At 63.6% G+C, this 24,291-nt stretch carries 20 protein-coding genes; 6 read left to right on the top strand and 14 right to left on the bottom strand.

Annotated elements, in window-relative coordinates; genetic code table 11:
• Positions 1-18: 18 nt before the first annotated feature.
• From PZL22_RS12945 to bcoG, 9 genes are all read right to left on the bottom strand, one after another.
• Complete coding sequence (locus PZL22_RS12945) at positions 19-1,650, bottom strand: ABC transporter ATP-binding protein (protein ID WP_003536648.1); 1,632 nt, start codon at positions 1,648-1,650, stop codon at positions 19-21.
• Complete coding sequence (locus tag PZL22_RS12940) at positions 1,643-2,470, bottom strand: ABC transporter permease (RefSeq protein WP_003536650.1); 828 nt, start codon at positions 2,468-2,470, stop codon at positions 1,643-1,645. The genes PZL22_RS12945 and PZL22_RS12940 overlap by 8 nt, the downstream gene beginning before the upstream one ends.
• Positions 2,467-3,591, bottom strand: coding sequence for an ABC transporter permease (locus tag PZL22_RS12935; RefSeq protein WP_033049313.1), 1,125 nt, complete (start codon positions 3,589-3,591; stop codon positions 2,467-2,469). Before PZL22_RS12935 ends, PZL22_RS12940 begins: the two co-directional genes overlap by 4 nt.
• On the bottom strand, positions 3,576-5,165 hold the full coding sequence (locus PZL22_RS12930) for an ABC transporter substrate-binding protein (protein WP_003536654.1): 1,590 nt from the start codon (positions 5,163-5,165) through the stop codon (positions 3,576-3,578). Before PZL22_RS12930 ends, PZL22_RS12935 begins: the two co-directional genes overlap by 16 nt.
• 341 nt (positions 5,166-5,506) lie before the next feature.
• On the bottom strand, positions 5,507-6,289 hold the full coding sequence (locus PZL22_RS12925; RefSeq protein ID WP_284718687.1) for a carnitinyl-CoA dehydratase: 783 nt from the start codon (positions 6,287-6,289) through the stop codon (positions 5,507-5,509).
• Between the two features lie 5 nt (positions 6,290-6,294).
• A complete protein-coding gene (locus tag PZL22_RS12920) occupies positions 6,295-8,358 on the bottom strand; it encodes an acetate--CoA ligase family protein (RefSeq protein WP_033049314.1) in 2,064 nt (687 codons plus the stop codon).
• Positions 8,359-8,552: 194 nt separating this feature from the next.
• Positions 8,553-9,713, bottom strand: coding sequence for an acyl-CoA dehydrogenase family protein (locus tag PZL22_RS12915; protein ID WP_284718686.1), 1,161 nt, complete (start codon positions 9,711-9,713; stop codon positions 8,553-8,555).
• Positions 9,714-9,954: 241 nt separating this feature from the next.
• Complete coding sequence (locus tag PZL22_RS12910) at positions 9,955-11,445, bottom strand: carnitine 3-dehydrogenase (protein WP_003537893.1); 1,491 nt, start codon at positions 11,443-11,445, stop codon at positions 9,955-9,957.
• Between the two features lie 175 nt (positions 11,446-11,620).
• Entirely contained in the window at positions 11,621-12,523 is a 903-nt protein-coding gene (gene bcoG / locus PZL22_RS12905) for a 3-dehydrocarnitine:acetyl-CoA trimethylamine transferase BcoG (protein ID WP_003536409.1), read from the bottom strand.
• Between the two features lie 109 nt (positions 12,524-12,632).
• On the opposite strand from bcoG, the gene PZL22_RS12900 reads away from it, so the two are divergent.
• Positions 12,633-13,604 (top strand): GlxA family transcriptional regulator, encoded by a 972-nt coding sequence (locus PZL22_RS12900; RefSeq protein ID WP_003536406.1) that lies wholly within the window; start codon positions 12,633-12,635, stop codon positions 13,602-13,604.
• 91 nt (positions 13,605-13,695) lie between these two features.
• Here the strand turns inward: PZL22_RS12900 and PZL22_RS12895 are convergent, their stop codons facing one another.
• The 5 genes from PZL22_RS12895 to PZL22_RS12875 form a co-directional block, all read right to left on the bottom strand.
• Positions 13,696-14,457 (bottom strand): SDR family NAD(P)-dependent oxidoreductase, encoded by a 762-nt coding sequence (locus PZL22_RS12895; protein ID WP_003536404.1) that lies wholly within the window; start codon positions 14,455-14,457, stop codon positions 13,696-13,698.
• A gap of 4 nt (positions 14,458-14,461) precedes the next feature.
• Complete coding sequence (locus PZL22_RS12890; protein ID WP_003536402.1) at positions 14,462-15,280, bottom strand: ABC transporter permease; 819 nt, start codon at positions 15,278-15,280, stop codon at positions 14,462-14,464.
• The gene (locus tag PZL22_RS12885) at positions 15,280-16,146 is read right to left on the bottom strand and encodes an ABC transporter permease (RefSeq protein ID WP_284718685.1); all 867 of its coding nucleotides are present in this window, start codon (positions 16,144-16,146) and stop codon (positions 15,280-15,282) included. Before PZL22_RS12885 ends, PZL22_RS12890 begins: the two co-directional genes overlap by 1 nt.
• Positions 16,147-16,303: 157 nt before the next feature.
• A complete protein-coding gene (locus tag PZL22_RS12880; RefSeq protein WP_003536400.1) occupies positions 16,304-17,467 on the bottom strand; it encodes a polyamine ABC transporter substrate-binding protein in 1,164 nt (387 codons plus the stop codon).
• A gap of 50 nt (positions 17,468-17,517) precedes the next feature.
• On the bottom strand, positions 17,518-18,639 hold the full coding sequence (locus PZL22_RS12875) for an ABC transporter ATP-binding protein (RefSeq protein ID WP_003536399.1): 1,122 nt from the start codon (positions 18,637-18,639) through the stop codon (positions 17,518-17,520).
• A 142-nt stretch (positions 18,640-18,781) separates the two neighbouring features.
• Between PZL22_RS12875 and PZL22_RS12870 the strand changes: the two genes are divergently transcribed.
• The 5 genes from PZL22_RS12870 to PZL22_RS12850 all read left to right on the top strand — a co-directional run bounded on the left by PZL22_RS12870 (position 18,782) and on the right by PZL22_RS12850 (position 24,288).
• Positions 18,782-19,585: a helix-turn-helix transcriptional regulator gene (locus PZL22_RS12870; RefSeq protein ID WP_284718684.1), complete on the top strand. Its 804-nt coding sequence runs from the start codon at positions 18,782-18,784 to the stop codon at positions 19,583-19,585.
• A gap of 208 nt (positions 19,586-19,793) precedes the next feature.
• Positions 19,794-20,753 carry a sugar-binding transcriptional regulator gene (locus PZL22_RS12865; RefSeq protein ID WP_003536397.1) on the top strand — a complete coding sequence of 320 codons (960 nt, stop codon included), beginning with the start codon at positions 19,794-19,796 and terminating at the stop codon, positions 20,751-20,753.
• Between the two features lie 113 nt (positions 20,754-20,866).
• The gene (locus PZL22_RS12860; protein ID WP_003536396.1) at positions 20,867-22,312 is read left to right on the top strand and encodes an ABC transporter substrate-binding protein; all 1,446 of its coding nucleotides are present in this window, start codon (positions 20,867-20,869) and stop codon (positions 22,310-22,312) included.
• A 183-nt stretch (positions 22,313-22,495) separates the two neighbouring features.
• Entirely contained in the window at positions 22,496-23,419 is a 924-nt protein-coding gene (locus PZL22_RS12855; RefSeq protein ID WP_003536394.1) for a carbohydrate ABC transporter permease, read from the top strand.
• 11 nt (positions 23,420-23,430) lie between these two features.
• Positions 23,431-24,288, top strand: coding sequence for a carbohydrate ABC transporter permease (locus PZL22_RS12850; RefSeq protein WP_003536392.1), 858 nt, complete (start codon positions 23,431-23,433; stop codon positions 24,286-24,288).
• Positions 24,289-24,291: the final 3 nt, after the last annotated feature.

The raw sequence follows: 24,291 nt of genomic DNA, 5'->3' as shown, positions 1-24,291 counted from the left end.
GGCGGCCGCCACGCGCATTCAATTGCCGGCGCTCTCCATCCGCCGCGTCTTCAGCACCTTTTCCAGCCAGCCGATTTCCATTTCGGGAACCGACTTCAGGAGAAGATCGGTATAATCGTCGAAGGGCGGCGAAAGGACCTTCGATTTCGGGCCGAAACGCACCAGCCGGCCGCGATGCATGACGGCGACGCTGTCGGCGATTGCCCGGACGATGGCGATGTCATGGGTGATGAAGACATAGGAAACCGCGGTTTCCTCCTGCAGCTTCAGGAGCAGGTTCAGGATGCCTTCCGCCACCAGCGGATCGAGCGCCGAGGTCGGCTCGTCGCACAGGATGAGCTCCGGTTTGGCGGCGAGCGCCCGGGCGATAGCGACGCGCTGCTTCTGTCCGCCGGAGAGCTCGGCCGGGTAACGATCGAGGAATCGCGTCCCCATTTCGATCTGGTCCAGCAGTTCCTTCACCCGCTCGGTCTTTTTGGCGCCGTGCATGCCGAAGTAGAAGGAGAGCGGCCGCCCGACGATCTCGCGCACCGTCTGGCGCGGATTCATCGCCGTGTCGGCCATCTGATAGATCATCTGGATCCGGCGCAACTCGTCGTTCGTCCTGCCTTTCAGGGCCTTCGGCAGTTCCTTTCCTTCGAAGGTGATGCGCCCTTCGCTCGGCGGCAGCAGGCCCGTGATGACGCGCGCGAGCGTCGATTTGCCTGACCCCGATTCGCCGACGATTGCCAGTGTCTGGCCCTTCGGCAGGTGCATCGAGACGTCGTGCAATACCTTGAAGCCGTTGGCGTAACCGGCATGCACATGTTCGATCTTGAGAAGCGTGTCGGTCTGGTCCGGAGCTTCGTCGCGTTTCGCCTGGCGGACGCTGACGAGGGCGCGGGTGTATTCTTCCCTCGGAGCCTCGATCACCTGCTTGGTGGTGCCGTACTCGACGGTCTTGCCGTGGCGCAGAACCATGATGTCGTCGGAGATCTGGGCGACGACTGCAAGATCGTGGGTAATGTAGAGGGCCGCGGTATCGGTCTCCTCGATCGCGTGCTTGATCGCGGCGAGCACGTCGATCTGGGTCGTGACGTCGAGCGCCGTGGTCGGCTCGTCGAAGACGATCAGTTCCGGGTTGGGGCAGAGCGCCATCGCGGTCATGGCGCGCTGCAACTGCCCGCCCGATACCTGATGGGGGTAGCGGTCGCCGAAGGTTTCCGGATTGGGAAGGCCGAGCACCCGGAAGAGATAGAGCGCACGCTTGGTCGCCTCGTCACGGTTCATTATGCCGTGGCGCAGAGACGCCTCGATCACCTGGTCGCCGAGCTTGTGGGCGGGATTGAAGGCTGCGGCGGCGGATTGCGCCACGTAGCAGACATGACGTCCACGAACCGAATTGATGCCGCCCCGGCCGAGCTTCAGGATGTCGCGGCCGTTGAGCAGCACCTCGCCGCCGGTGATGCGGCAACCGCCGCGGCCATAGGCGAGCGCCGAGAGGCCGATCGTCGACTTGCCGGCGCCGGACTCGCCGATCAGACCCAGCACCTTGCCCTTTTGAAGATCGAAGGAAACGTCCTCGACCAGCGTCACCACTTTCGGCGGTTCGCCCGGCGGATAGCTCGTCGCTTCGATCTTGAGGTTCTTGACGGAAAGCAGCTCAGGCATCGCCGCGGCCTCCTTTCAGGCTCGAGGTGCGCTTCATCAGCCAGTCGACGACGAGATTGACGCAGATGGCGAGTGCGGCGATCGCGGCGCCCGGGATGAGCGCGGCCGATATGCCGAAGATGATGCCGTCCTTGTTGTCCTTGACCATGCCACCCCAGTCGGCGGCCGGCGGCTGAATGCCGAGGCCGAGGAAGGAGAGGGTGGAGAGGAACAGGATCGAGAAGGCGAAGCGCAGACCGAACTCGGCGAGCAGCGGCGACAGCGTGTTCGGCAGGATTTCCCGGAAGATGATCCAGACATTGCCTTCGCCGCGCAACCGCGCCGCTTCGACGAACTCCATCACCGCGACATCGAGGGCGACGGCGCGGCCGATGCGGAAGACGCGCGTCGAGTCGAGCACGGCCATGACGAGGACCAGGATCCAGAGATGCTGCGGCAGCACCGCGAGAACGACGAGTGCGAAGATCAGCGTCGGCACCGCCATCATCAGATCGTTGAAGCGGGAGAAGAACTGATCGACGAAGCCGCCCGTTACTGCCGCGGTGAAGCTCAGGATCATGCCGAGAGCGAACGACAAGACGGTTGCCGCCAACGCCACGAAGATGGTCGTACGGGCTCCGTAGATCAGGCGCGAGAGCAGGTCGCGGCCGAGATTGTCCGTGCCGAGCAGGAAATCGCCGCCTGCCGGCAGCCAGATCTCGCCGACCACCTCACGCTCGCCGAAAGGCGCGAGGACGGGTGCAAAGAGGGCGCACAGAAGTGCGACGGCAATGCCGATGATGCCGATCCAGGCGCTGAAGGGAATAGATCTCAGGTTCATCGCGGGTGCCTCAATCTCGGATTGGCGAGAATGGCGAGAATGTCGGCCGCCATGTTGAGGAAGATATAGAAGGCCGCAAAGATCAGCCCGCATGCCTGCACGACGGGCATGTCGCGCACCGTCACGGCATCCACCATGTATTGCCCCATGCCGGGATAGACGAAGACGACTTCGACGACGACGACGCCGACGACCAGATAGGCGAGGTTCAACGCTATGACGTTGATGACCGGGGCCACGGCATTGGGGGCGGCGTGGCGCGCGATGATGCGGAACGTGCCGAGCCCCTTGAGTTCGGCGGTTTCCACATAGGCGGACGACATAACGTTGAGGATGGCCGCGCGCGTCATGCGCATCATATGGGCGAGGACCACGAGCACGAGCGTCGCGACCGGAAGTGCGATCGCCGAAAGCCGCTCGGTGAAGCCCATGCTGTCGTAAACGGTCGCCGGGAAAGTGGCGACGCCCCATTTGACGGCGAAGAACATGATCAGCAGATAGCCGATGAAGAACTCCGGCAGCGAGATCGCCGCAAGCGATATCACGTTGATGATCTTGTCAGGCAGGCGGTTTCGGAATTGCACCGCGAGCATCCCGAGCCCCACGGCGAGCGGCACGGAGATGAGCGCCGCGAAGAAGGCGAGGAAGAGCGAGTTGCCGAGGCGGTTGCCGATCTGCTCGCTGACGGAATTCCTGCTCGCCCAGGACGTGCCGAAATCACCCTGCACGGCGCCGCCGAGCCAGCTGAGATAGCGCTCGCTCCAAGGGCGGTCGAGCCCGAGATCCTTGCGGATGTTCTCGACGGCCTGCGGCGTCGCCGACTGACCGAGATAGGTGGTGGCGAAATCGCCGGGCAACGCCTCGATGCCGCCGAAGATCATCAATGACACCGCGAAGAGCAGGCCGACGCTCAGTCCCAGGCGCTGAAGGATCAGCGCCGCGAGAGGACGGCGAAAGGCGAAGCGCCGCCAGAAAGTGCCGCCGACCTCGTCGGCGGCCGGGTTGGGTTTGGCTGGGACACCGGAAAGATCGGGGGACCGCAGGGCTGTCTCGCCTGCGGTCGCATCCGTCACGACCGGACCCGTGATCGGTCCGCTTTCCATCATCAGGCGTCCAGCCATACCCTGGTCGCGACATAGCCGTTCGACATGTCGTTGCCGATGTCGTGGACGTAGCCCTTCACCGTTTTACCGGCCGCGTTCACGAAGTCGTTGAACATCGGCAGGATCAGGCCGCCTTCGTCGCGCACCATCATCGCCATGGTGCGGTACATGTCCTTGCGCTTCGCTTCGTCGAGCTCGGAACGTGCTTCGAGCAGGATCTTGTCGAAATCCGGACGCTTGAAGCGGGTGTCGTTCCAGTCGGCTGTCGAGAGATAGGCGGTGGAGTACATCTGGTCCTGGGTCGGACGCCCGCCCCAATAGGATGTCGAAAAGGGTTGGACGTTCCAGACGTTGGACCAATAGCCGTCGCCCGGCTCGCGCTTGACCTCGATCTCGATGCCCGCCTTCTTGGCGCTCGCCTGGTAGAGGACAGCGGCATCGACCGCGCCGGGGAAAGCGACGTCCGAGGTGCGCAGCAGCACCGGACCGCTATGGCCGGATTTCTTGTAGTGGAAAGCCGCCTTGTCCGGATCGTAGGCGCGTTGCTCGATACCTTCGGGGAAGAGCGCATAGGTGTCGTTGATCGGGAAGTCGTTGCCGACCTTGCCGTAGCCGCCAAGGATGCGCTGGACAAGAGTCTCGCGGTCCATCGCGTATTTCAGCGCCATGCGCAGGTCGTTGTTGTCGAACGGCGCCGTGTTGCAATGCATGATGAAGACGTAATGTCCTCGGCCCGACGTGTTTAGGATTTCGACGGTCGGCGCCTTCTTCAACAGGTTGACCGTCTTCGGGTCGACGCGGTTGATGAAGTGGACCTGGCCGGAGGACAGCGCCGCGATGCGCGCCGTCGCATCGTTCATCGCGATCAGTTCGACTGAATCGACGTAGCCGCGGTCGGTGCGCCAGTCGTCGGCGTTCCTTTCGAATGTGGCGCGTACGCCCGGCTCGAAGCTTGCGACCTTGTAGGGGCCGGTCCCGATCATCGCGTCGGGATTGTCCGTGCCGCCGTTCGGCTGGATGATAAGGTGATAGTCGGTGAGCAGCAGCGGCAGGTCCGCATTGCCCTCCGTCAGCGTCAGGACGAGCTTGTCGCCGTCGGCCTTGATTTCCTTGATTGACTTCATCACGCCGAGCGCGCCGGACTCGGACTTTTCGTCCGTGTGTCGCTGCAGGGTCTTGATGACGTCGTCGATCGTCAGTTCCTTGCCGTCGTGGAATTTGACGCCCTTGCGGATCGTGAAGGTCCAGGTGGCGGCGTCGGCGGAGGGTTCCCAGGATTCTGCAAGCGCCGGCACCGGTTCGCCGGTCGTCGGGTGGCTCTCGACGAGCATGTCGCCCCAGTTGCGGCCGACCACGAACATGAATTGCGACAGCGCCTTTGCCGGGTCCCGCGAGTCGGTGGCAGCGGCCCCTTCGAGGCCGAGCTTCAGGTGACCGCCGCGCTTCGGCTCCTGCGCCGCGGCGCTGGACGCAAAGAGCGTATTCGCCGTCGACGCGGCAATGCCGAGGGCGGCAGCGCGTCCGAGAAATTCACGCCGGTTCATTTTGCCGAGCATGACCTGACGTGCCAAATAGTCTTTGTAATCGCTCATTCCCCTGTTCCCTTCTTCAGCCGGCATTCGCCGTTCGTTGTGATTGGTAGAGTGTTCGCGTATTGCCATCGGTCGAGATGGCCGGAGGTGGTTTGCAGTCCACCGTGATCGTCTCTATCCTGACCTCCTCATTTGGTCTCTTTGCGCGTTATCCGCGCTGTTCATCCATAAGGCTAACCGCTTGGACGGGGCTTGTAACGTCCTAAATTATAAATCTTTTCCATAAGCATGTCTTATGGAACGACTGCTCAGCCGCAAGCGCCGGTGCTCGCGGCGCGTCACGCTGAAAGGCCGGCATCCCCCGGCTTCCACTCTGTCCGCGGCCGAAGCGGCCGCGTATCTCAGCGTCCCTTCCAGACCGGGTCGCGCTTCTCCGCAAAGGCGCGGGCGCCCTCGAGCTGGTCCTCGCTCGAATAGAGGACATCGACTGTCCTGAACTGGCGACGGGTGACCTGGTTCATGGTCGTCTGGAAGTCCCGGCCCTCGGCATCACGGACCACTTCCTTGATTGCGGCATAGACGAGCGGCGGGCCGCTTTCGAGCAGGCGCGCCAGTTCCCACGCGCGGTCCATCAGCCGTCCGGCCGGCAGGATCTCGTTGACGAAGCCCCAGCGGTTCGCTTCGACCACGTCGAGCCAGCGGCCGGTGAGCAGCATGTCCATGGCGATATGGTAGGGGATGCGCTTCGGCAGCTTGATCGAAGCGGCATCGGCGAGCGTACCCGAGCGGATTTCCGGGAGTGCGAAACTCGCATGTTCGGCTGCGAGGATGATGTCGGTCGAAAGCGCGATCTCCAGGCCGCCACCGCAACAGATGCCGTTGACGGCCGCGATGATGGGCTTGTTGAGGTCGCGCAGCTCCTGCATGCCGCCGAAACCGCCGACGCCGTAATCTCCATCGACAGGGTCGCCTTCCGCCGCCGCCTTCAGGTCCCAGCCGGGGCAGAAGAATTTCTCGCCGGCGCCGGTGATGATCGCGACCCGAAGCTCCGGGTCGTCCCGGAAATCGCGGAAGATCTCGCCCATGACGCGGCTGGTCTTCAGGTCGATGGCATTGGCCTTCGGCCGGTCGATCGTGACTTCGAGAATGGCGCCTTCGCGGCGCGTAAGGATCGGTCCGGTCATGGGCGTCATTTCCTCCGGCGGATCAGGGCGTCGGCGGCAACGGCTCCGTGGCCGTCCGGCAGCACCATTATAGGATTGATATCGAGTTCTTCGAGTTTGGAAGCGTTTGCAACGACATAGGATGCCGCGGCAGCGACAGTACGTATCAAGGCGCCGATATCGCCCTTCGGATTGCCGCGATAGCCATCGAGCAGCCTGCTGATTTTGAGCCCCGCAATCGCATCGCGGATACTCCCTTCGGTGACCGGCAGCGTGAGGATCGCGGAATCCTCCAGCAATTCGACGAGAATGCCGCCCGCGCCGATCGTCAGCACCGGACCTGCGACCGCGTCGCGCGTCGCCCCGACGATCAGTTCCGCCACCGGCTTGGCGATCATCTTCTCGACGAGGTAGCCGGAGGCGACCGATGCCATGCCGCGCGCCGCCTCGATGACCTCGTCACGGTTTGTCAGATTGAGCCTGACCGCACCGGCTTCGGTCTTGTGCGCCACGCCGAGGCCCTTGAGGACCACGGGGAAGCCGAGGGACTCGGCCGCCGCCGCGGCTTCCTCGACTGTCGCGGCGCTCCTGCCGCCGGGAACGATGACGCCCGCGGCTGCGAGCTCATCCTTCGCCTCGGCTTCGCTCAGGGTGACGATCTCGCCTCCCTCAGGACGCGAGCGAAGGAGGGGAGGTGCTGCGGGCTTCGCCCACACGGCGCCGATCGCAGCGGCGGTCTCGACGGCGCCGAGCGCTTCGTCGATACCGAAGAAGGGCACGACGCCCGCCGACACCAGAGAGATCGCGGTTTCCTCGGGCATGTTCTCGCCGAGGCTGGCGACGATGCCGGCGACCGCGCCGGTAGCCTTCGTCGAATCGATGACCGCCTCACAGGTCGTGACCCAGTCGGCCGCGTCGCAGCGATCGAGCCGCGGGAAATCGAGCACGATCAGGTTGAGCGCGTAGCCGCCGTGCATCATCGCCGTGAAGGCGGCCGTCTGCTTCTCGCGATTTCCCCAGACGAACGTGTGGTAGTCGAGCGGATTGGCGATCGTCACCATTTCGCCGAGGCTTTCGCGCAGCGGCTGGCGTTGTTCCTCCCTGAGTGCCCGGAAATTGACTTTGCGCCGGACGCCGGCATCCGCCACCAGCGATGCCTCGCCGCCCGAACAGCTCATCGAGGAGATATCGGCGCTGGGCAGCGGCCCATGAAGATGCAGCAGCTTCAGGGTTTCGAGCAGCTCGGGCAGCGTGTCGACGCGGCCGATGCCGAGGCGGGCGAGCAGGGCCGAGGAGACCCGGTCGTTGCCGGCCAGCGAGGCGGTGTGGGAGACGGTGGCAAGCTGGGCGGCTTCCGATTTCCCGACCTTCAGCGTGACCACGGGTTTGCGCAGCTCGCGGGCGCGGGCGGCAAGCCTTTCCAGCGCCTCGATGCTGTCGAAGCCTTCGATATGGAGACCGACGGCGGTGACGCGCGGATCCTCGAGCACGGCGCAGGCGATGTCGGAAAGGCCCGTCTGCGCCTGGTTGCCTGCCGTCATGACATAGGCCAGCGGCAGCCCGCGCTTCTGCATGGAGATATTGCATGCGATATTCGAGGACTGCGTGAGGATCGCGACGCCGCGTTCGACCCGGAGCATGCCGTGCTGGTCGGGCCAGAGCAGCGCGCCGTCCAGCATGTTGATGAAGCCGTAGCAGTTGGGGCCGACGATCGGCATGTCGCCGGCCGCCGCGACGAGCGCCTCCTGCAGGTCGTTGCCATCGGCAAGCTCGTTTGCCGCCTCGCGGAAACCGGATGCGTAGCAGACGGCACCCCCGGCGCCCCGCGTGGCGAGATCGCGGATGATCTCGATCGTGAGCGCGCGGTTGACCCCGACGAAGGAGGCATCGGGCGCCTCCGGCAGGTCGGCCACCGAGCGATAGCAGCGGCGGCCGAGGATCTCTTCTTCGCGCGGGTGGACCGGCCAGATGTCACCGGCAAAGCCCATCTTGTCGCATTGCTCGATGACGCGGCGCGCCTCCTTGCCGCCGAAGACGGCGATGGAGCGTGGGCGGATGAGACGGTCGAGGGAGCGGGCAGGGGTGGTCATTGCGTCACCTTCCGAACGCTGCCATGCCCCTCATCCGGCTGCCGCCACCTTCTCCCCGCAGGCGGGGAGAAGGGATATGCCGCGCCATTCTGCTCAACTGCAGCCACTGCGCAAAGGGCGTCCCCTCTCCCCGCGCGCGGGGAGAGGGCTAGGGTGAGGGGCAAACTGCCGAAACTAAAGCGCTGCCGCATCACTCAAGCCCCCAGCGGCCGGAGCAGATCGCGGCTGATGATGTGACGCTGGATCTCCGAGGTCCCATCCCAGATGCGCTCGACGCGGGCGTCGCGCCAGAAGCGGGCGAGCGGCAGGTCGTCCATGAGCCCCATGCCGCCATAGATCTGGATCGCCTCGTCGGTGACGCGGGCGAGCATTTCGGTGGCAAAGACCTTGGCCGAAGCGATCTCGCGGTTGGACGGCAGGCCCTGGTCGAGCCGCCAGGCGGCCGAGAGCGTCAGGAGGTCGGCCGCGTCGATCTCGGTGATCATGTCGGCAAGCTTGAAGGAGACGCCCTGATTGGCGCCGATCGGCTTGCCGAACTGCGTGCGCTCGGCCGCGTAGGAGAGCGCGTAATCGAAGGCGCGACGGGCGCGGCCGACGGAGGTGGCGGCCACGGTCAGGCGGGTGGCGTAGAGCCAGTCATTGGCAATATCGAAGCCTTTATGAACCTCGCCGAGGATCTGGGCGGAAGGCAGCCGGCAGTCGTCGAAAGTCAGGATGCAGTTCTTGTAGCCGCGATGCGAGACGGAATTGTAACCCTCGCGGATTTCGAAGCCCGGGGTGCCGCGGTCGACCAGGAAACAGGTGATCTTCTTCTTCGGTCCGCGCGGCGTCTGCTCCTCGCCGGTGGCGATGAAGACGATGACGAAATCGGCAATATCGGCATGGCTGATGAAATGCTTCGTGCCGTTGACGACCCAGTCGTCGCCGTCCGGCCGCGCGAAACATTTCATGCCGCGCACGTCGGAGCCGGCATCCGGCTCGGTCATGGCGAGCGCGTCGAACTTGTCGCCGCGGACGGCCGGGAGCAGGTATCGCTCGCGCTGATCCTCGTTGCAGGCCATCAGGATGCCGGACGGCCGCCCGAAGAAGACGGTGAGGCCCATGGACCCGCGTCCGAGCTCGCGTTCGACCAGCGTGAAGGTCAGATGGTCCAGGCCGGCGCCGCCGACCTCTTCCGGGAAGTTGCAGGCAAAGAAGCCGAGCTCCTTGCACTTGCGGGCGATTTCCAGCCCGAGTTCGCGCGGCACCACTCCGGTCCGCTCGACCTCGTTCTCATGCGGATAGATCTCGGTCTCGACGAAGGTGCGGACCGTGTCGACGATCATCTGCTGTTCTTCGGTCAGTGCGAAATTCATTGTTCTCCCTCGTCCATTCTGGTCCGCGCGGCAGATCGCTCCTCAACGATCCACTGCGGAGCTCTCGGGCAGTGTCTGCCCCTCTGCCCCTCACCCTAACCCTCTCCCCGCTCGCGGGGAGAGGGGACGTGCCCCACGGTAGATGGGGTGCAAGCGGCTGCGGCATATCCCTTCTCCCCGTCAGGACGGGGAGAAGGTGCCGGCAGGCGGATGAGGGGCTCTTATCCCGCCAACATCTCCGTCACCGCTTCTGCCCTACATGCCGCCCCGCGCCATCAGGCGCGTCCAGCTTCGCATGACCTTCCGCGATCGGCTTCAGCTTGGCCATCACCTCCGCCGGAGCCGGCACGGACTTGCCGGCCTTGGCGTCGACATGCAGCATCATCTGTTCGGCGGTGGCGATGACATCGCCCGAAGCCGCATCGTGAATGCGCGTGAAGAAGTGAATGCGCTTCTCGTCCGACGAAAGGAGCTGCAAGGTCGTATAGAGCGCCTGTCCGAGCTTGGCTTCGCCGAGATGGCGGATGTGGGTTTCGACCGTGTAGTAGCTGTGGCCGGCCTCGACATAGGCGAAGTCGACGCCGATCACCTTGAGCAGTGCATCGGAGGTGTCGCCGAAGAGCTGCAAGTAGCGATGCTCGGTCATGTGGCCGTTGTAGTCGACCCAGGCGGCGTTGACCTTGGTATCGACCAGACGCAGCGGCCCGGACGCGTCCAGGCTCTTCGACGGGCTGCCGCCCTTTTCCCAAAGCCGCTTCTCGAAATCGGCGAGCAGCTTGCCGGCACCCCAGCCTTTGCCGCCGTCGCCGGCCTTCAAGGCATGCATGATACCGACGAGGTTTTCGTCCCGGATTCGTTCGAGTTCGCGGATGGAGCGACCGGCGGCCTGCGCGTCCGATTGTGCCCCGATCTTCTCGACAAGCGCGTCGTCGAGATCGACCACGTCGGTGAATTTCGTCCAGGGCCATTTGAGGCAGGGGCCGAACTGGGCGAGGAAGTGCCGCATGCCCGCTTCGCCGCCGGCGATGCGATAAGTCTCGAAGAGACCCATCTGTGCCCAGCGCATGCCGAAGGAATAGCGCATGACGTCGTCGAGCGTCTCGGTATCGCAGATGTCATCCTGGATCAGCCAGAGCGCTTCGCGCCAGAGCGCTTCGAGCAGGCGGTCGCCGACGAAGGCCTCTATCTCCTTGGCGATGACGACGCCCTTCATGCCGATCTCGGCGACCGCTTCCTCGGCGCGTCTGATCGTTTCCGGCGAAGTCTTCCTGCCGCCGACGAGCTCCACCAGCGGCAGCAGATAGACCGGGTTATAGGGATGCGCCACGAACATGCGTTCGGGGTGCTTCATCTCGGCCTGCAGGTCGGACGGGAGCAGGCCCGAGGTGGAGGAGCCGATGAGGGCGTCGGGCCGGGCGGCCGCATCGATCTCGTTGATGACGCCGCGCTTCAACGGCAGCCGTTCGGGCACGCTTTCCTGAATCCAGTCAACGCCCTCGACCGCTTCCTGAATGCTCCTGCAGAAGGTGAATTTGCCGCGCGGCGGCAGCGGCGCCATGGTCAGCATGCCATAGGCGCGTTCCGCGTTGGCCATGACCTCGCCGATGATGCGCTCGGCTTCCGGATGCGGGTCGAAGATGTTGACGTCTATACCTGCAAGCGCAAAACGCGCAGCCCAGGCCCCGCCGATGACGCCCCCGCCGATACAGGCGGCCTTGGTGATTGTGGTCATTCCCCTCTCCTCGATTCCTTGGAATCCTAGTCTACCCCTCCAGTCGAGTATGCCCCTCACCCTAACCCTCTCCCCGCAGGCGGGGAGAGGGGACTGGGCGCCTACGGCTTGCGTCCTTCTCCCCGTTTCAACGGGGAGAAGGTGCCGGCAGGCGGATGAGGGGCCGAACTGACTCTTACCGCTTCGTCAGCTTCAGCTTCCTGCGGACCTCTTCCGGACCGATGATCTTCGCGCCCATGCTCTCGACGACGGAGACCGCTTTCTCCACGAGTTGGGCATTGGTCGCGAGCTGGCCCTTGCCGACATAGAGATTGTCTTCCAGGCCGACGCGGACGTTGCCGCCGGCAAGGACCGCGGCGGCGGGATAGGCCATGGCGTTGCGGCCGATCGAGAAGGCGGAGAAGGTCCAGTTCGAGGGCACGTTGTTGACCATGGCCATGAAGGTGTTGAGATCGTCCGGCGCGCCCCACGGAATGCCCATGCAGAGCTGGATCAGCACCGGATCCTCGATCAGGCCTTCTTCGGCGAGTTGCTTGGCGAACCACAAATGCCCGGTGTCGAAGGCCTCGATCTCCGGACGCACGCCGAGTGCGGTCATCTGCCGTGCCATCTCGCGCAGCATCGACGGCGTATTGGTCATGACGTAATCGCCCAGCGAGAAATTCATCGTGCCGCAGTCGAGCGTGCAGATTTCCGGCAGGCATTCGGCGACATGCGCGACACGTTCGGTGGCGCCGGCCATGTCCGTGCCCTTCTCGTTGACGGGGAAGGGGCTCTCGACGTTACCGAAAACGAGGTCTCCGCCCATGCCGGCGGTCAGATTGAGCACCACGTCTATATCGGCGGAGCGGATGCGATCGGTCACTTCCCTGTAGAGATCGAGCCGCCGGGCAGGCGCGCCGGTCTCGGGATCGCGGACGTGACAGTGGACGACGGCGGCACCCGCCTTGGCGGCCTCGATCGCCGACTCGGCGATCTGTTTCGGCGTGACCGGAACGTGGCTGGATTTCGAGACGGTGTCTCCGGCGCCGGTGACGGCGCATGTGATGAACACCTCGCGGTTCATGCTGAGCGGCATTGATGTCCTCCCTTTCGTTGTCCGTATTACGAGCCAGAAAGTGCGGCGCTGCTTTTCATGGATAGAACCATCCTATACATTATCGGAATTCTCTGGAGGAAGTTTTGCCTTGGACAGCAGCATCGCGCAGGCGCAGCATATTGATCTTCTGATCCTGCCGGAGACCAATCTCATCCTTGTCGCATCGGTTATCGAACCGCTGCGCGCCGCCAACCGCATCGCCGGGCGGACGCTTTACAGCTGGAGCCTGTTCAGTCCGGACGGGAGGGCGATCGAAACGAAGAGCGGCATTCCCGTTCCGGTGGCCGGCGCCTTCCGTCCGCAGCGCGAAACGGCGCCGCTCTTCGTGCTTTCCAGCTACCACTGGCAGCTCAGCGCCACCTCGCAGCTCAAGATGCTCCTGTCGCAGACGGCGCGGCACCGCGAGATGATGGCCGGCATCGAATCCGGCTCCTGGCTGCTGGCGGAGACGAGCCTCCTCGACAATTTCTCGGCCACCACCCATTGGGAGGATTTCGAGGATTTCGCCGCCGCCTATCCACAGGTGACGATGGTGCGCGAGCGTTTCGTCATCGACCGAAAACGCATCACCACCGGCGGCTCGCTGCCGACGCTGGACCTGATGCTGGAACTGATCCGCCGCGCGCATGGCTATTCGCTGGCGCTCGAAGTGTCGCGCCTTTTCATCTACGAGCAGGAACGCACCCGCGGCGACCTCCTGCAGGTACCCGCAATCGGCAACATGCGCATTCTCGACACCCGCGTCGGCGCCGCGGTCAAGCTGATGGAAGAAACGGTAGAGGCGCCGCTGACGCTCGCGCGGCTGGCGCGGCGCGTGGGGGTCAGCGCCCGGCATCTTCAGGATCTCTTCAAGGAGACGATGGGCGTCGCGCCGCACGAACACTATCTGGCGCTGCGGCTCAACGCTGCACGGCGCAAGGTCATCGAAACGCGGATGGAGTTCGCCGACATAGCGGCGATTTCCGGCTTCAACTCGTCGTCTTCATTTTCGCGCAGCTATCGCGGGCATTATCGGGAAAGCCCCAGCGAGACGCGCCGGCGGCTCAAGCTGAAAAACTGATTCAAGGGCTTCATGCGGCAACTGAGCGAAGGTGAGTTTTGCGAGTCGAATCAGCGATCTGCCGCAAGTCCCTCGAGAAAGGATTCAGCGATCAGACCACCGTCTCGCCCCCGTCCACCACGAGGATCTGTCCGGTCATGTAGGAGGAACGGTCGGAAACAAGGAAGAGGATCGACTCGGCGATCTCGTCGACGCTCGCCCAGCGGCCGAGCGGAACCCTCTCGCGGATATAGGCTTCGATGGCCTCGCGCCCGCCCATCTGGTCGATGAAGGGTTCGTTGAAGGGCGTGTCGACCCAGCCGGGGCAAAGAGCGTTCACCCTGACGCCGTATTTCGCATAGTCGCCCGCCATCTGCCGGGTCATGGCGATGACTGCGTGTTTCGTCGTCGTATAGGCGATCATCTCACGATCGTAGAGAACGCCTGACGAGGAAGACGTGTTGACGATCACGCCGCGGCCTGCCTTCTTCATCGAGGGCATGACGAGGCGGGCGGCCATGAAATGGGCGCGGACGTTGAGGTTCCAGGACCGGTCGAAACCCGCCACCTCGACCTCTTCCAGGTCGCCGGCGACCTGCGCGCCGGCGTGATTGTGCAGGATGTCGATCCGTCCGTGCCGGTAGAGAATATCGGCAATGCCGTCCGCAAGCGCATCGTCGTCGGTGACGTCGACCGCGAGCGCTTCAGCGCTGCCGCCCCCGGCGGCGATCGCTGCCACGGTGTCGCCTGCGGCTTCCACGCTGCGGTCGACGACCACCACATGTGCGCCTTCGCGGGCCATGATGGCGGCACCCGCCCGGCCGATTCCGGAGCCCGCTCCGGTCACGATCGCGATCCGGTTGTTCAGGATCATTGTTTCACTCCCCGGATTTGCTTTTCTTTTCGCGCATGAGCACGCGGGCGGTCAGGATAAGTAGCAGCGAGGCGACCAGGACCAGGGTCGCGATCGCGTTGATTTCCGGCGTCACCCCGCGGCGGATCGAGGCGAAGACATAGATCGGCAGGGTCGTCTTCGAGCCGGCGACGAAGAAGGCGATGATGAAGTCGTCGAAGGAGAAGGTGAAAGCGAGGAGAAAGCCCGCGAGGATCGACGGCAGGATCTGCGGCAGCACGATCAGCCTGAAAGTGGTGAGCGGCGTCGCATAGAGGTCGCCTGACGCCTCGACGATGTCGCGGCCGAGGCTCGCGATGCGCGCCTTGACGATCATGGTGACGAGCGCCATCGAGAAGAGCCCATGGGCGGCGATGATGGAGCCGTAACCGAGTCCCAGTTGCGGCGGCTGCTCGTCGGGCCAGAGGGCTGCGATCGTCGGGTTGACGAAGGAGAAGACCGCGACGAGTGCGACCAGTGTCGCGATGCCGATGACGACGCCCGGGACGACGATCGCCGCGGCGAAGAGTGCATCGAAGAGCGCCCGCATGCGAGAGCCAAGCCGCTCCATGCCCAGTGCGGCCATGGTGCCGAAGACGGCGGCAAGCGTGGCGCTGGTGAACGCGATGATCAGGCTGTTCTGCAGCGCCGAGATGAGAAATGTGTTGCCGAGCGCCTTGCCGTACCAGGCGAGCGAAAAGCCCGTGAACTCGCTCGCATTGCGGCCGGCATTGAACGAGAAGAGCACGACCAGCGCGATCGGCGCATAAAGGAAGAGATAGACGGAGGAGATGAAGGCGCGCATCAGACGAGATCCACCTGTCTTGTTCCGGCGACCTTCCAGGCGATTCGCATCGCCACCATGAGGACGACGACGACGACGGCGACGAGGGTCACCGCGATCGCCGATCCGAAGGGCCAGTTCCGCGACTGCAGGAAGAGATCGACCAGCGCATTGCCGATGAAGAAGACCTTGCCGCCGCCGAGCAGCTGCGGGATCAGATACTCGCCGAGAAGCAGGATGGTGACGAGCGCGACGCCCGTCATGACGCCCGGCAGCGACAGCGGCAGAGTGACGCCGAGAAAGGTGGAGACGGGCTTGCCGCCAAGATCGGCGGAAGCCTCCAACAGGCGGCGGTCGAGCCTTTCCAGGCTCACATAGATCGGCATGATCATCAGCGGCAGATAGCCGTAGACGATGCCGAGCAGCACGGCGCCGGGCGTGTTCAGCATGCGGACGTCCTCGATGCCGATCATCGACAGGAGATTGGGAATGCCGCGCGAGCCGAGGATGTACATCCAGGCATAGGTACGCACGAGCAGGCTCGTCCAGAACGGAACGACGACAAGCGAGACGAGGATGAGTCGGTAGCGCGGGTTTGCCTTGACGGCGAGGTAATAGGCGACCGGATAGGCGACGACGAGGCAGAGCAGGGCGCCGGCCGGGGCGAGCATCAGCGTATTCCAGAACGCGGCCGCCCGCGTCGGCAGATTGGCGAACTGCGCAAAGGTGAAAGCCGGCTGGTATCCGCCTTCAGGCGCCCGCTCGCCAAAGGCGAAAACGAGCATGGCGATGAATGGGAGAACCAGGAAGACGTTGAGCCACACGGCCGCCGGCGCAATCAACGCCGCCGTAACCAGGTTCCTCTTCGTGTTCGTTGCCACGCGCATGATTTGTCCGTCAGAATGCGTGTTGAGATAGCCCCTCATCCGGCCTGCCGGCCACCTTCTCCCCGCAAGCGGGGCGAAGGGGACTCGCGGCGGCCGCGAGCCTGTCCCCTCTCCCTGCGAGCGGGGAGAGGGCTAGGGTGAGGGGCAAATTGCGAGCTCAAGCCGATTTGAAACGCGCCATCAGCTCGGCGCGGCCCGGATCCGTCAGCGTCACCGCGGCGCCGAACTCGAGCGGGGTGAGGGCCGCTTCGTCCGGATAGACGATCTTGTTCGAGGTGACATCGGCCGGAAGCAGCTTCATGACGCGGCTGTCGGTCGTCGGCGCGCCGTTGGCGATGTGTTCCTTCACGGCGTTTGCCGGGGTCATCAGGTAATCGAGCAAGGCGTAGCCGGCGGGTTTGTTCGCTGCACTCTTCGGGATCGCGTAGAAATCCGACCAGATCTCGCCCCCGTCCTTGCCGAGCACGAACTTGATCTCCGGCATGTCGCGATTGAGTTGGGCCCCGTCATTGGTCCAGCACATCGTCATCCAGGCATCGGTCGCGCGCATCGACGGCTGATAGTCGCTGTTGATGGCATAGAGATGCGGCTTGACCTTGATCAGCAGCTCTTCGGCCTTGGCGAGCTCTTCGGCCTTGATCGAATTGAAGGAGAAGCCGAGCGAGACCAGCGCATTGCCGATCGTGGTGAGCTGATAGTCGTGCACCATGGCACGGCCATCGGCTTCCGTCATCGCAATCTCGAAGAAGTCCTTCCAGCTCGCAACCGGCGCCTTGATCTTGTCGGAGTTCACGGCGATCCCGGTGGTTCCCCAGTTCTTCGGCACGGCATAGGTCTTGCCGTCGACACTGCCTTCATTGGTGAAGCGGGCATTTTCCGTCGAGGCGTCGTAGTTGGGCAGCTTGGAAAGATCGAGCTCGTCGATCAGGCCGAGCTTCACATAGGTCGAGATCGTGTAGTTCGTGGGCACGAAGAGGTCCCAGCCGGTGCCGCCCGCCTGCAGCTTCGCCAGCATTTCCTCGTTCGAACCGAAGACGTTGACTTCGACCGCGACGCCGGTCGCGGCGGTGAAGGCTTCGAAGGTGGCGGGGTCGTGATAGTTCGGCCAGGTGGCGATCGACATCTGCGTGCCGAGGTCGCCGGCGGCGTAAGCGGCGGAGTTGAAGAGGCCGGGCTGGCGCGCCAATACGGCCGTCGCGAGGCCGAGGCCGGTGACGCCAAGGAAGTGGCGACGCGAAACGGAGCCGCGCTTCAGGCGCATCAGCTCGTCGGCAAGCTTGTCCGCGGTGATCGGGGCATTCTCTCTGTACCACTTGGTCATGATGCTGTTCCCTTATCGTTGACGTCAATGGATTGCGGCAGATCGGGCCTTCAGGCCGGAAAGACATGCATTGCATTCGGGTCGAAGCTGAGCCCGATCCTTTCGCCGGGTTCGGCGAGATCGCTGTCGTTCAGGCTGCGGCGGTCGGCGGTAACGAGAAAATCGCCGAGGCCCTCGACCTCGACCGAATATTCGACGGACGAGCCCAGGAAGATGCGGTGGGTCACCGTGCCCCGCAGCGCAGCGCTGCCGTCGCGCACCAGGCTTATCGCCTCCGGGCGCAGCGCCACCATGACCGGGCCTGCCGTGCCGTTGGCGCGGGCAGGCTTGGCAAGTCCGACGCCATTGGCGAGGAGGACCGCGCCGGCGCCGGGTTCGATCGTCCCGGCGATGCGGTTGGTCTTGCCGACGAAGTCGGCGACGAAGAGGCTTGCCGGGCGGTCGTAGATCTCCTGCGGCGGCCCGATCTGCACGATGCGGCCAGTGCTCATGACGCAGACGAAGTCGCTCATAGAGAGCGCCTCTTCCTGATCGTGCGTGACGAGCACGAAGGTGATGCCGAGCTCGCGCTGCAGGCTCTGCAGCTCGATCTGCATGGCGGTGCGCAGCTTCTTGTCGAGCGCTGCGAGCGGCTCGTCGAGGAGCAGCACCTTCGGCTTGTTGACGATGGCGCGGGCGAGCGCCACGCGCTGCTGTTGTCCGCCGGACATTTCGTGGATGCGGCGCTTGCCGAAGCCGCCGAGTCGGACCATCTCCAGCGCCTCCTGGGCGCGCCGGGTGATCTCGGCCGCCGAGATACGGGGACGCATCTGCTTCAAGCCGTAGGCGACGTTCTGCTCGACATCGAGATGCGGGAAAAGCGCATATTGCTGGAACACCATGTTGACCGGCCGGCGATAGGCAGGCACGCCGTTCATCGGCTGGCCGCCGATATAGACCACGCCTTCGCTCGGCTGCTCGAAGCCGCCGATCATGCGCAGGCATGTGGTCTTGCCGCAGCCGGATGGGCCGAGCAGCGCAACGAAGGCGCCCTTCGGCACCGTCAGGTTGATGTCCGATACCGCCGTCACGCTGCCATAGCGTTTGGCGACCGAACGGAATTCGATGTCGTTCGTCGAAGCGGATGTCACGTCTGTTCCCTGCGGTCGTTCTTGGAATTGCTCGCGGTTCATGCACCGCCGCTTCCACCGTCATTATCGGATAGCCTAGTCAAAAGCGCCCGGGCCGGTATATACCCCAAGAGAGGTATTTCAACCCAAAGCGCCCTGTGGAAGGAGTATACCCCAGAGCGGCGGAGCGAGCCGGGAGAACCGTTTGGGCATCGACCTCGACAGACTTTTTCAGGCGATGGCGCCGCTGGTAAACGGCGCGCCGATGGATGACGAGGCTGTCGGCTGCACATTCCGGGGACTGATGTCCACCTTGATGACGTTCGATTATGTCGTCGTCTTCGCCTACAGGGGAAAAGAACCGCCGCTCGACCTTTACAGTACGTTCGACGCCGAGGATCACGTGCTCTTCGTGAGCCTCTATCAGGCCGGACCTTATCTGCTCGATCCGTTCTATCACGCCGCTCGTGCCCCCAAGCCCGGCGTGTGGCGCATGCGGGAACTGGCGCCCGACCGTTTCTTCTCGAGCGAATACTACCGGACCTACTACGTCCAGACGGGGCTTGCCGAGGAGGTCGGCTTCTTCGTGCCGGTCAGCGAACAGGTCACCGTCGTCCTCTCATTGATGCGGCGGGAGGCGACGGGCGTCTTCAGCGCGACGGAATTCGCACTGCTGAAGAAGGCGGAGCCGCTGGTGGCCGCTTTCGTGCGCCATCATTGGGCGGAACTCGACCGTCGCTTCGATACGGCGCTCGCGAAAAAGGGCAGGGGCCGCCGGAAGGCGGCGCATCCGCCGGCAGACGGGGTCTGGCGGCATCTCAACCTCACCGAGCGGGAAGCCGCCATCATCGAACTCGTGCTTCAGGGGCATTCTTCCGAATCGATCGGATTGAAGCTCGGCATCTCGACGGGCACGGTCAAAGTCCACCGCCGCAACGTCTATCGGAAGCTCGGCATTTCCTCGCAAACCCAGCTCCTGTCTCTCTACATCAAGAATCTCGGTCAGTAGAGAGACCGGCCTCCGCTTCTCCCGCTCACCAGACTCCCTTGGCTTTTCGAAAACTCAGCGGAACGCATCGCCCGATGTGCCCGCGTTTTTTCTGCATGCCACCAACTGAGACTTGACAATTTTTTCAACCCATGAAAATTATTTCATATCGAGATAAAAATATCATGCGCTGCAAAAATTATCATGCAATGCAGCATGGGTGGAGGATATGGCGATCATCGGCGGAATGGCTGTCCGTGACGACGAGGCGAGCATGGCGACCCGCGCCGCCTGGCTGCATTACGCGGGCGGGCTGACCCAGGCCGAGGTCGCCAAGCGTCTGGGACTGACGTCGCTCAAAGCGCACCGGCTGATCATGAAGGCCAATCAGGAAGGCTTGGTGAAAGTCTATATCGACGGGGACGTTTCCGAATGTGTCGAGCTGGAGCAGAAGCTTTCCAGCCGTTACGGCCTGGACTATTGCGAGGTGGTCCCGGACTTCGACAGCGACGACCTGCCGCTGAAGGCGCTCGGCATCTCCGGGGCACAGTTTCTCAGGCGCGAGATCGAGCGCGGAGAGACGGCGCTGATCGGCGTCGGCCACGGACGCACGCTCGCAGCCAGCATCGAGTACATGCCGCGCACGGCGAGCAACAATACGCGCTTCGTTTCGCTGCTCGGCGGGCTCACGCGAAAATTCTCCGCCAATCCGCATGACGTGATCCACCGCCTGGCAGAGCGCACGGGCGCCGAAGCCTATGTGATGCCGGTGCCGTTCTTCGCCAACACGGTCGAGGATCGCGATGTCCTTTTCAGCCAGCGCGGCGTGCGTGAGGTCTTCGATCTCGCGAAGTCGGCCGACCTTCTGATGGTCGGAATCGGCACGGCCGAGCGCGAGGCGTCGCTTGTGGCGACCGGGATGATCGAGATGCGCGAAATAGCGGAGATTCAGAAAGCGGGCGGCGTCGGCGAGCTGCTCGGCCACTTCTTCGACGAGAAGGGCAGGCCGATCGAGACCGCGCTTTCGAACCGCACTTTCACGCTTGGCCGGCAGGACCTGAAGAACCGCCGCACCGTGGCGATTGCCGGGGGCAGGGTCAAGACGCGCCCTATACGCGCGGTCCTGGAGAGCGGATTCCTGAGCGGGCTCATCACGGACGAGCGCACTGCGCAGACGCTGGCCGCTTGAGAAACATGGGCCGAGGAGCGACGAAAATCGGCGCTGCGGTCCGGGGAGGCAATACCGGTTGGGTAGCCGGCAGCTCAGTCGAGCAGTTTTACCCGTAGTGGAGGAGAGAACAGATGTACGACAAGGAGAAAGACCTCATTGGCGCATTCCTGCGCGGAGAGGTGGACCGTCGCGGCCTGTTGAAGGGCCTTGGCGCGGCAGGCCTGACGGCGGGCACCGCCGGCACCCTGTTCAACATGATGTCGACCCAGGCGCTTGCCGCCGACTTCGACTGGAAGGCACATTCCGGCAAGTCGCTGAAGCTGCTCCTGAACAAGCATCCTTATGCGGATGCGATGATCGCCAATCTTCAGGCGTTCAAGGACCTGACCGGCATCGAAGTCACCTATGACGTCTTCCCGGAGGATGTCTATTTCGACAAGGTGACGGCGGCGCTCTCTTCCGGCTCGTCGGAATACGACGCCTTCATGACCGGCGCCTATATGACCTGGACCTACGGTCCGGCCGGCTGGATCACGGACCTCAACGAGTGGATCAAGGATCCGGCGAAGACAAATCCGCAATATGGCTGGGACGACTTCCTGCCGGGCGTCAAGGCTTCCTGCGCATGGAACGGCCAGCCGGGCGGTGCGCTCGGTTCGGAAGATGCCAAGCAATGGTGCATTCCGTGGGGCTACGAGCAGAACAACCTCTCCTATAACCAGGAGATGTTCGAAAAGGTCGGCGCCAGCGTTCCGAAGAACCTCGATGAACTCGTCGCCACCGCGGCAAAGCTCAACAAGGACGTAGGCGGCGGCGTCTACGGCATCGGCGTGCGCGGTTCCCGTTCCTGGGCGACCATCCATCCGGGCTTCCTTTCCGGCTACGCCAATTTCGGCCAGAAGGATCTGAACGTCTCGGAGGACGGCAAGCTTTCGGCCGCGATGAACACGGCGGAATCCAAGGCCTTCCACGCAAAATGGGTGCAGATGATCCAGGAAAGCGGCCCCAAGGACTGGTCGACCTATACCTGGTATCAGGTCGGCACGGACCTCGGCGCCGGCGCCTCCGCCATGATCTACGACGCCGACATTCTCGGCTATTTCATGAACGGCGGCGACAACAAGATGGCAGGCAAGCTCGCTTACGCTCCGTTTGCCGCCAACCCGGAGGCAAAGGCTCCGACGCCGAACATCTGGATCTGGTCGCTGGCCATGTCCAACTTCGCGAAGGACAAGGATGCGACCTGGTATTTCCTGCAATGGGCATCGGGTCTCGAGCACGCGATCTTCGGCGCGACCAAGATGGACTTCGTCAACCCGGTCCGGGCATCGGTCTGGAAGGACGAGATCTTCCGCGAGCGGCTGAACAAGAGCTATCCGGGATACGTGGAAATGCACGACGTTTCGGCGCCGGGCGCGAAGATCCACTTCACCCCCCAGCCGCTTTTCTTCGACCTCACCACCGAATGGGCGGCGACGCTGCAGAAAATGGTGGCGAAGGAAGTGCCGGTCGACGAGGGTCTCGACAGGCTTGTCGAGAGCATCAACCGGCAGCTCGCGGAAGCCGGGCTCGGCTGATCGCACTCCCGGCTTGGAACGGAAGCGGGCGGACATCATCGGACGTCGCCTTCCGCTCCAGGCCAGCCCGCCGCCGGCGGGCCGCCGTTTCGGCACGAAAAACAGATGGAAGAGGGGGTCTGGCTGCGCCGGCCGCGGCCGACCCCTTATGTCATAGACACAGGCATTTAGACGGAGCTGGCCATGGCTTCAGTAACGCACTCCAGCCCAAGGGGCAGCAGGTTCAGGATCAGCAAGAGGGCCTTGCCCTATGTGCTCTCCCTGCCGGCGCTTCTCGTGTGCATCGGTATCCTGATCCCGTTCTTCACGGCGGTGATCTATTCCTTCCAGCGCTACCGGCTCAGCCAGCCCTGGGCACGCCAGTTCAACTGGGGTGAGAACTATCTGAACTTCTTCACCGATCCGGGCTTCTGGAACACGCTGAAGATCTCGCTGCTCTATGCCGGCGTCACCGTGACCCTGGAGCTGCTGCTCGGTCTCGGCATTGCGCTGCTCCTGCAGCGCCGCTCCACGGTCAACAACTTCATCTCGATCATGCTGCTCCTGCCGCTGATGACGGCGCCGGCGCTTGCGGCGCTGATGTGGAAGCTGATGACCAATCCCGGCTTCGGGATCCTGAGCTATCTCGCAAGTCTCGTGGGCCTCGAGAACTTCCGCTGGGCATCGTCGCCGGACACGGCGCTGCTGACCGTCGTGCTCGTGGACATCTGGGTCTATACGCCCTTCATCATGATCCTGCTGCTCGCCGGCCTGCGCTCGCTGCCGACGCAGCCATTCGAAGCCGCCGCGCTCGACGGCGTGCCGCGCAGCTTCGTCTTTTTCCGCATCACCCTGCCGATGCTCACGCCCTATATCCTGACTGCGACGCTCTTCCGGCTGCTCGATTCGATCCAGCAGTTCGACATCATCTACGCGATGACGCAGGGCGGACCCGGGGACACGCTGACGGTCTTCCAGGTCGAGGCTTACCTCAACTTCTTCCAGTCGACCAATGTGGGGCGTTCCGCGGCGCTGCTGATCATCCTGTGGGCGATCACCTACGCGCTCTCGAACATCTTCATCAAGAACTGGCTCCGGCTGCGCGAACGCGCCCGCGGCGAAGCGTAAGGAGGCCGAAAATGGAAACCACCTCTCCGATCGAAAGGCTCCTGCGCGGCGTCGCGCTGACCCTGGTCGTCGTCTTCTTCATGTTCCCGATCGTCTGGATCTTCCTCATGTCGTTCCAGACGAACGAGACGATCCTGAGAATACCCCCATCGGTGGTCTTCACGCCGACGCTCGAGAATTATGCGGCGCTGATCACCGGCAAACTCCAGACCGCTTCCGGCACGCTCGATATCGCCTTCATGCGCAATCTCGGCAATTCTGTCCTGCTGTCGGTCGCTTCCGTAGCGCTGGCGCTGGTCCTCGGCGTGCCGGCGGCCTATGCCTTCGCGCGGCACAAGTTCAGGGGGTCGGAGGACATTGCCTTCACGCTGCTCTCCTTCCGCTTTGCGCCGCCGCTGCTCGTGCTGCTGCCCTTGACGCAGTATTTTCAGTGGCTCGGCCTCTCGAACACCTATTTCGGTCTCATCTGGATCTATCAGCTGATCTGCCTGCCGCTCATTCTCTGGATCGTGCGCGGCTATTTCGAGGATATCTCGGCCGATGTCGAATATGCCTATCGCATCGCCGGCCACTCCTGGTTCTCGACGTTCCGCAAGATCGCCCTGCCGCTGGCAGGTCCCGGGATCGCAGCGGCCGGTCTGCTCGCCTTCATCTTCGCCTGGAACAATTTCGTGTTCGCCCTGGTGCTGGCTTCCGCAGACAAGCAGCCGGTGACGGTCGGCGCGCTGGCCTTCGTCACGGCCTCGGGCATCCAGTACGGCCAGATCGCCGCCGCGATCGTGCTCTCGATCACGCCGACGCTCGCACTCGCACTCTACGCCCAGCGCTACCTCGTCGAAGGCCTGTCGCTCGGTGCGGTGAAGGGATAATCG

It is taken from the genome of Ensifer meliloti, assembly GCF_030064585.1.
Lineage (GTDB): Bacteria > Pseudomonadota > Alphaproteobacteria > Rhizobiales > Rhizobiaceae > Sinorhizobium > Sinorhizobium meliloti.
This window is presented reverse-complemented; position numbering and strand designations above follow the sequence as displayed.

What these genes read in the sequence shown, in the direction of transcription:
- PZL22_RS12945 (WP_003536648.1), bottom strand. Translation starts at nt 1,650, where the DNA reads ATGCCTGAGCTGCTTTCCGTCAAGAACCTCAAGATCGAAGCGACGAGC.
- PZL22_RS12940 (WP_003536650.1), bottom strand. Translation starts at nt 2,470, where the DNA reads ATGAACCTGAGATCTATTCCCTTCAGCGCCTGGATCGGCATCATCGGC.
- PZL22_RS12935 (WP_033049313.1), bottom strand. Translation starts at nt 3,591, where the DNA reads ATGGCTGGACGCCTGATGATGGAAAGCGGACCGATCACGGGTCCGGTC.
- PZL22_RS12930 (WP_003536654.1), bottom strand. Translation starts at nt 5,165, where the DNA reads ATGAGCGATTACAAAGACTATTTGGCACGTCAGGTCATGCTCGGCAAA.
- PZL22_RS12925 (WP_284718687.1), bottom strand. Translation starts at nt 6,289, where the DNA reads ATGACCGGACCGATCCTTACGCGCCGCGAAGGCGCCATTCTCGAAGTC.
- PZL22_RS12920 (WP_033049314.1), bottom strand. Translation starts at nt 8,358, where the DNA reads ATGACCACCCCTGCCCGCTCCCTCGACCGTCTCATCCGCCCACGCTCC.
- PZL22_RS12915 (WP_284718686.1), bottom strand. Translation starts at nt 9,713, where the DNA reads ATGAATTTCGCACTGACCGAAGAACAGCAGATGATCGTCGACACGGTC.
- PZL22_RS12910 (WP_003537893.1), bottom strand. Translation starts at nt 11,445, where the DNA reads ATGACCACAATCACCAAGGCCGCCTGTATCGGCGGGGGCGTCATCGGC.
- bcoG (WP_003536409.1), bottom strand. Translation starts at nt 12,523, where the DNA reads ATGCCGCTCAGCATGAACCGCGAGGTGTTCATCACATGCGCCGTCACC.
- PZL22_RS12895 (WP_003536404.1), bottom strand. Translation starts at nt 14,457, where the DNA reads ATGATCCTGAACAACCGGATCGCGATCGTGACCGGAGCGGGCTCCGGA.
- PZL22_RS12890 (WP_003536402.1), bottom strand. Translation starts at nt 15,280, where the DNA reads ATGCGCGCCTTCATCTCCTCCGTCTATCTCTTCCTTTATGCGCCGATC.
- PZL22_RS12885 (WP_284718685.1), bottom strand. Translation starts at nt 16,146, where the DNA reads ATGCGCGTGGCAACGAACACGAAGAGGAACCTGGTTACGGCGGCGTTG.
- PZL22_RS12880 (WP_003536400.1), bottom strand. Translation starts at nt 17,467, where the DNA reads ATGACCAAGTGGTACAGAGAGAATGCCCCGATCACCGCGGACAAGCTT.
- PZL22_RS12875 (WP_003536399.1), bottom strand. Translation starts at nt 18,639, where the DNA reads ATGAACCGCGAGCAATTCCAAGAACGACCGCAGGGAACAGACGTGACA.
- PZL22_RS12865 (WP_003536397.1), top strand. Translation starts at nt 19,794, where the DNA reads ATGGCGATCATCGGCGGAATGGCTGTCCGTGACGACGAGGCGAGCATG.
- PZL22_RS12860 (WP_003536396.1), top strand. Translation starts at nt 20,867, where the DNA reads ATGTACGACAAGGAGAAAGACCTCATTGGCGCATTCCTGCGCGGAGAG.
- PZL22_RS12855 (WP_003536394.1), top strand. Translation starts at nt 22,496, where the DNA reads ATGGCTTCAGTAACGCACTCCAGCCCAAGGGGCAGCAGGTTCAGGATC.
- PZL22_RS12850 (WP_003536392.1), top strand. Translation starts at nt 23,431, where the DNA reads ATGGAAACCACCTCTCCGATCGAAAGGCTCCTGCGCGGCGTCGCGCTG.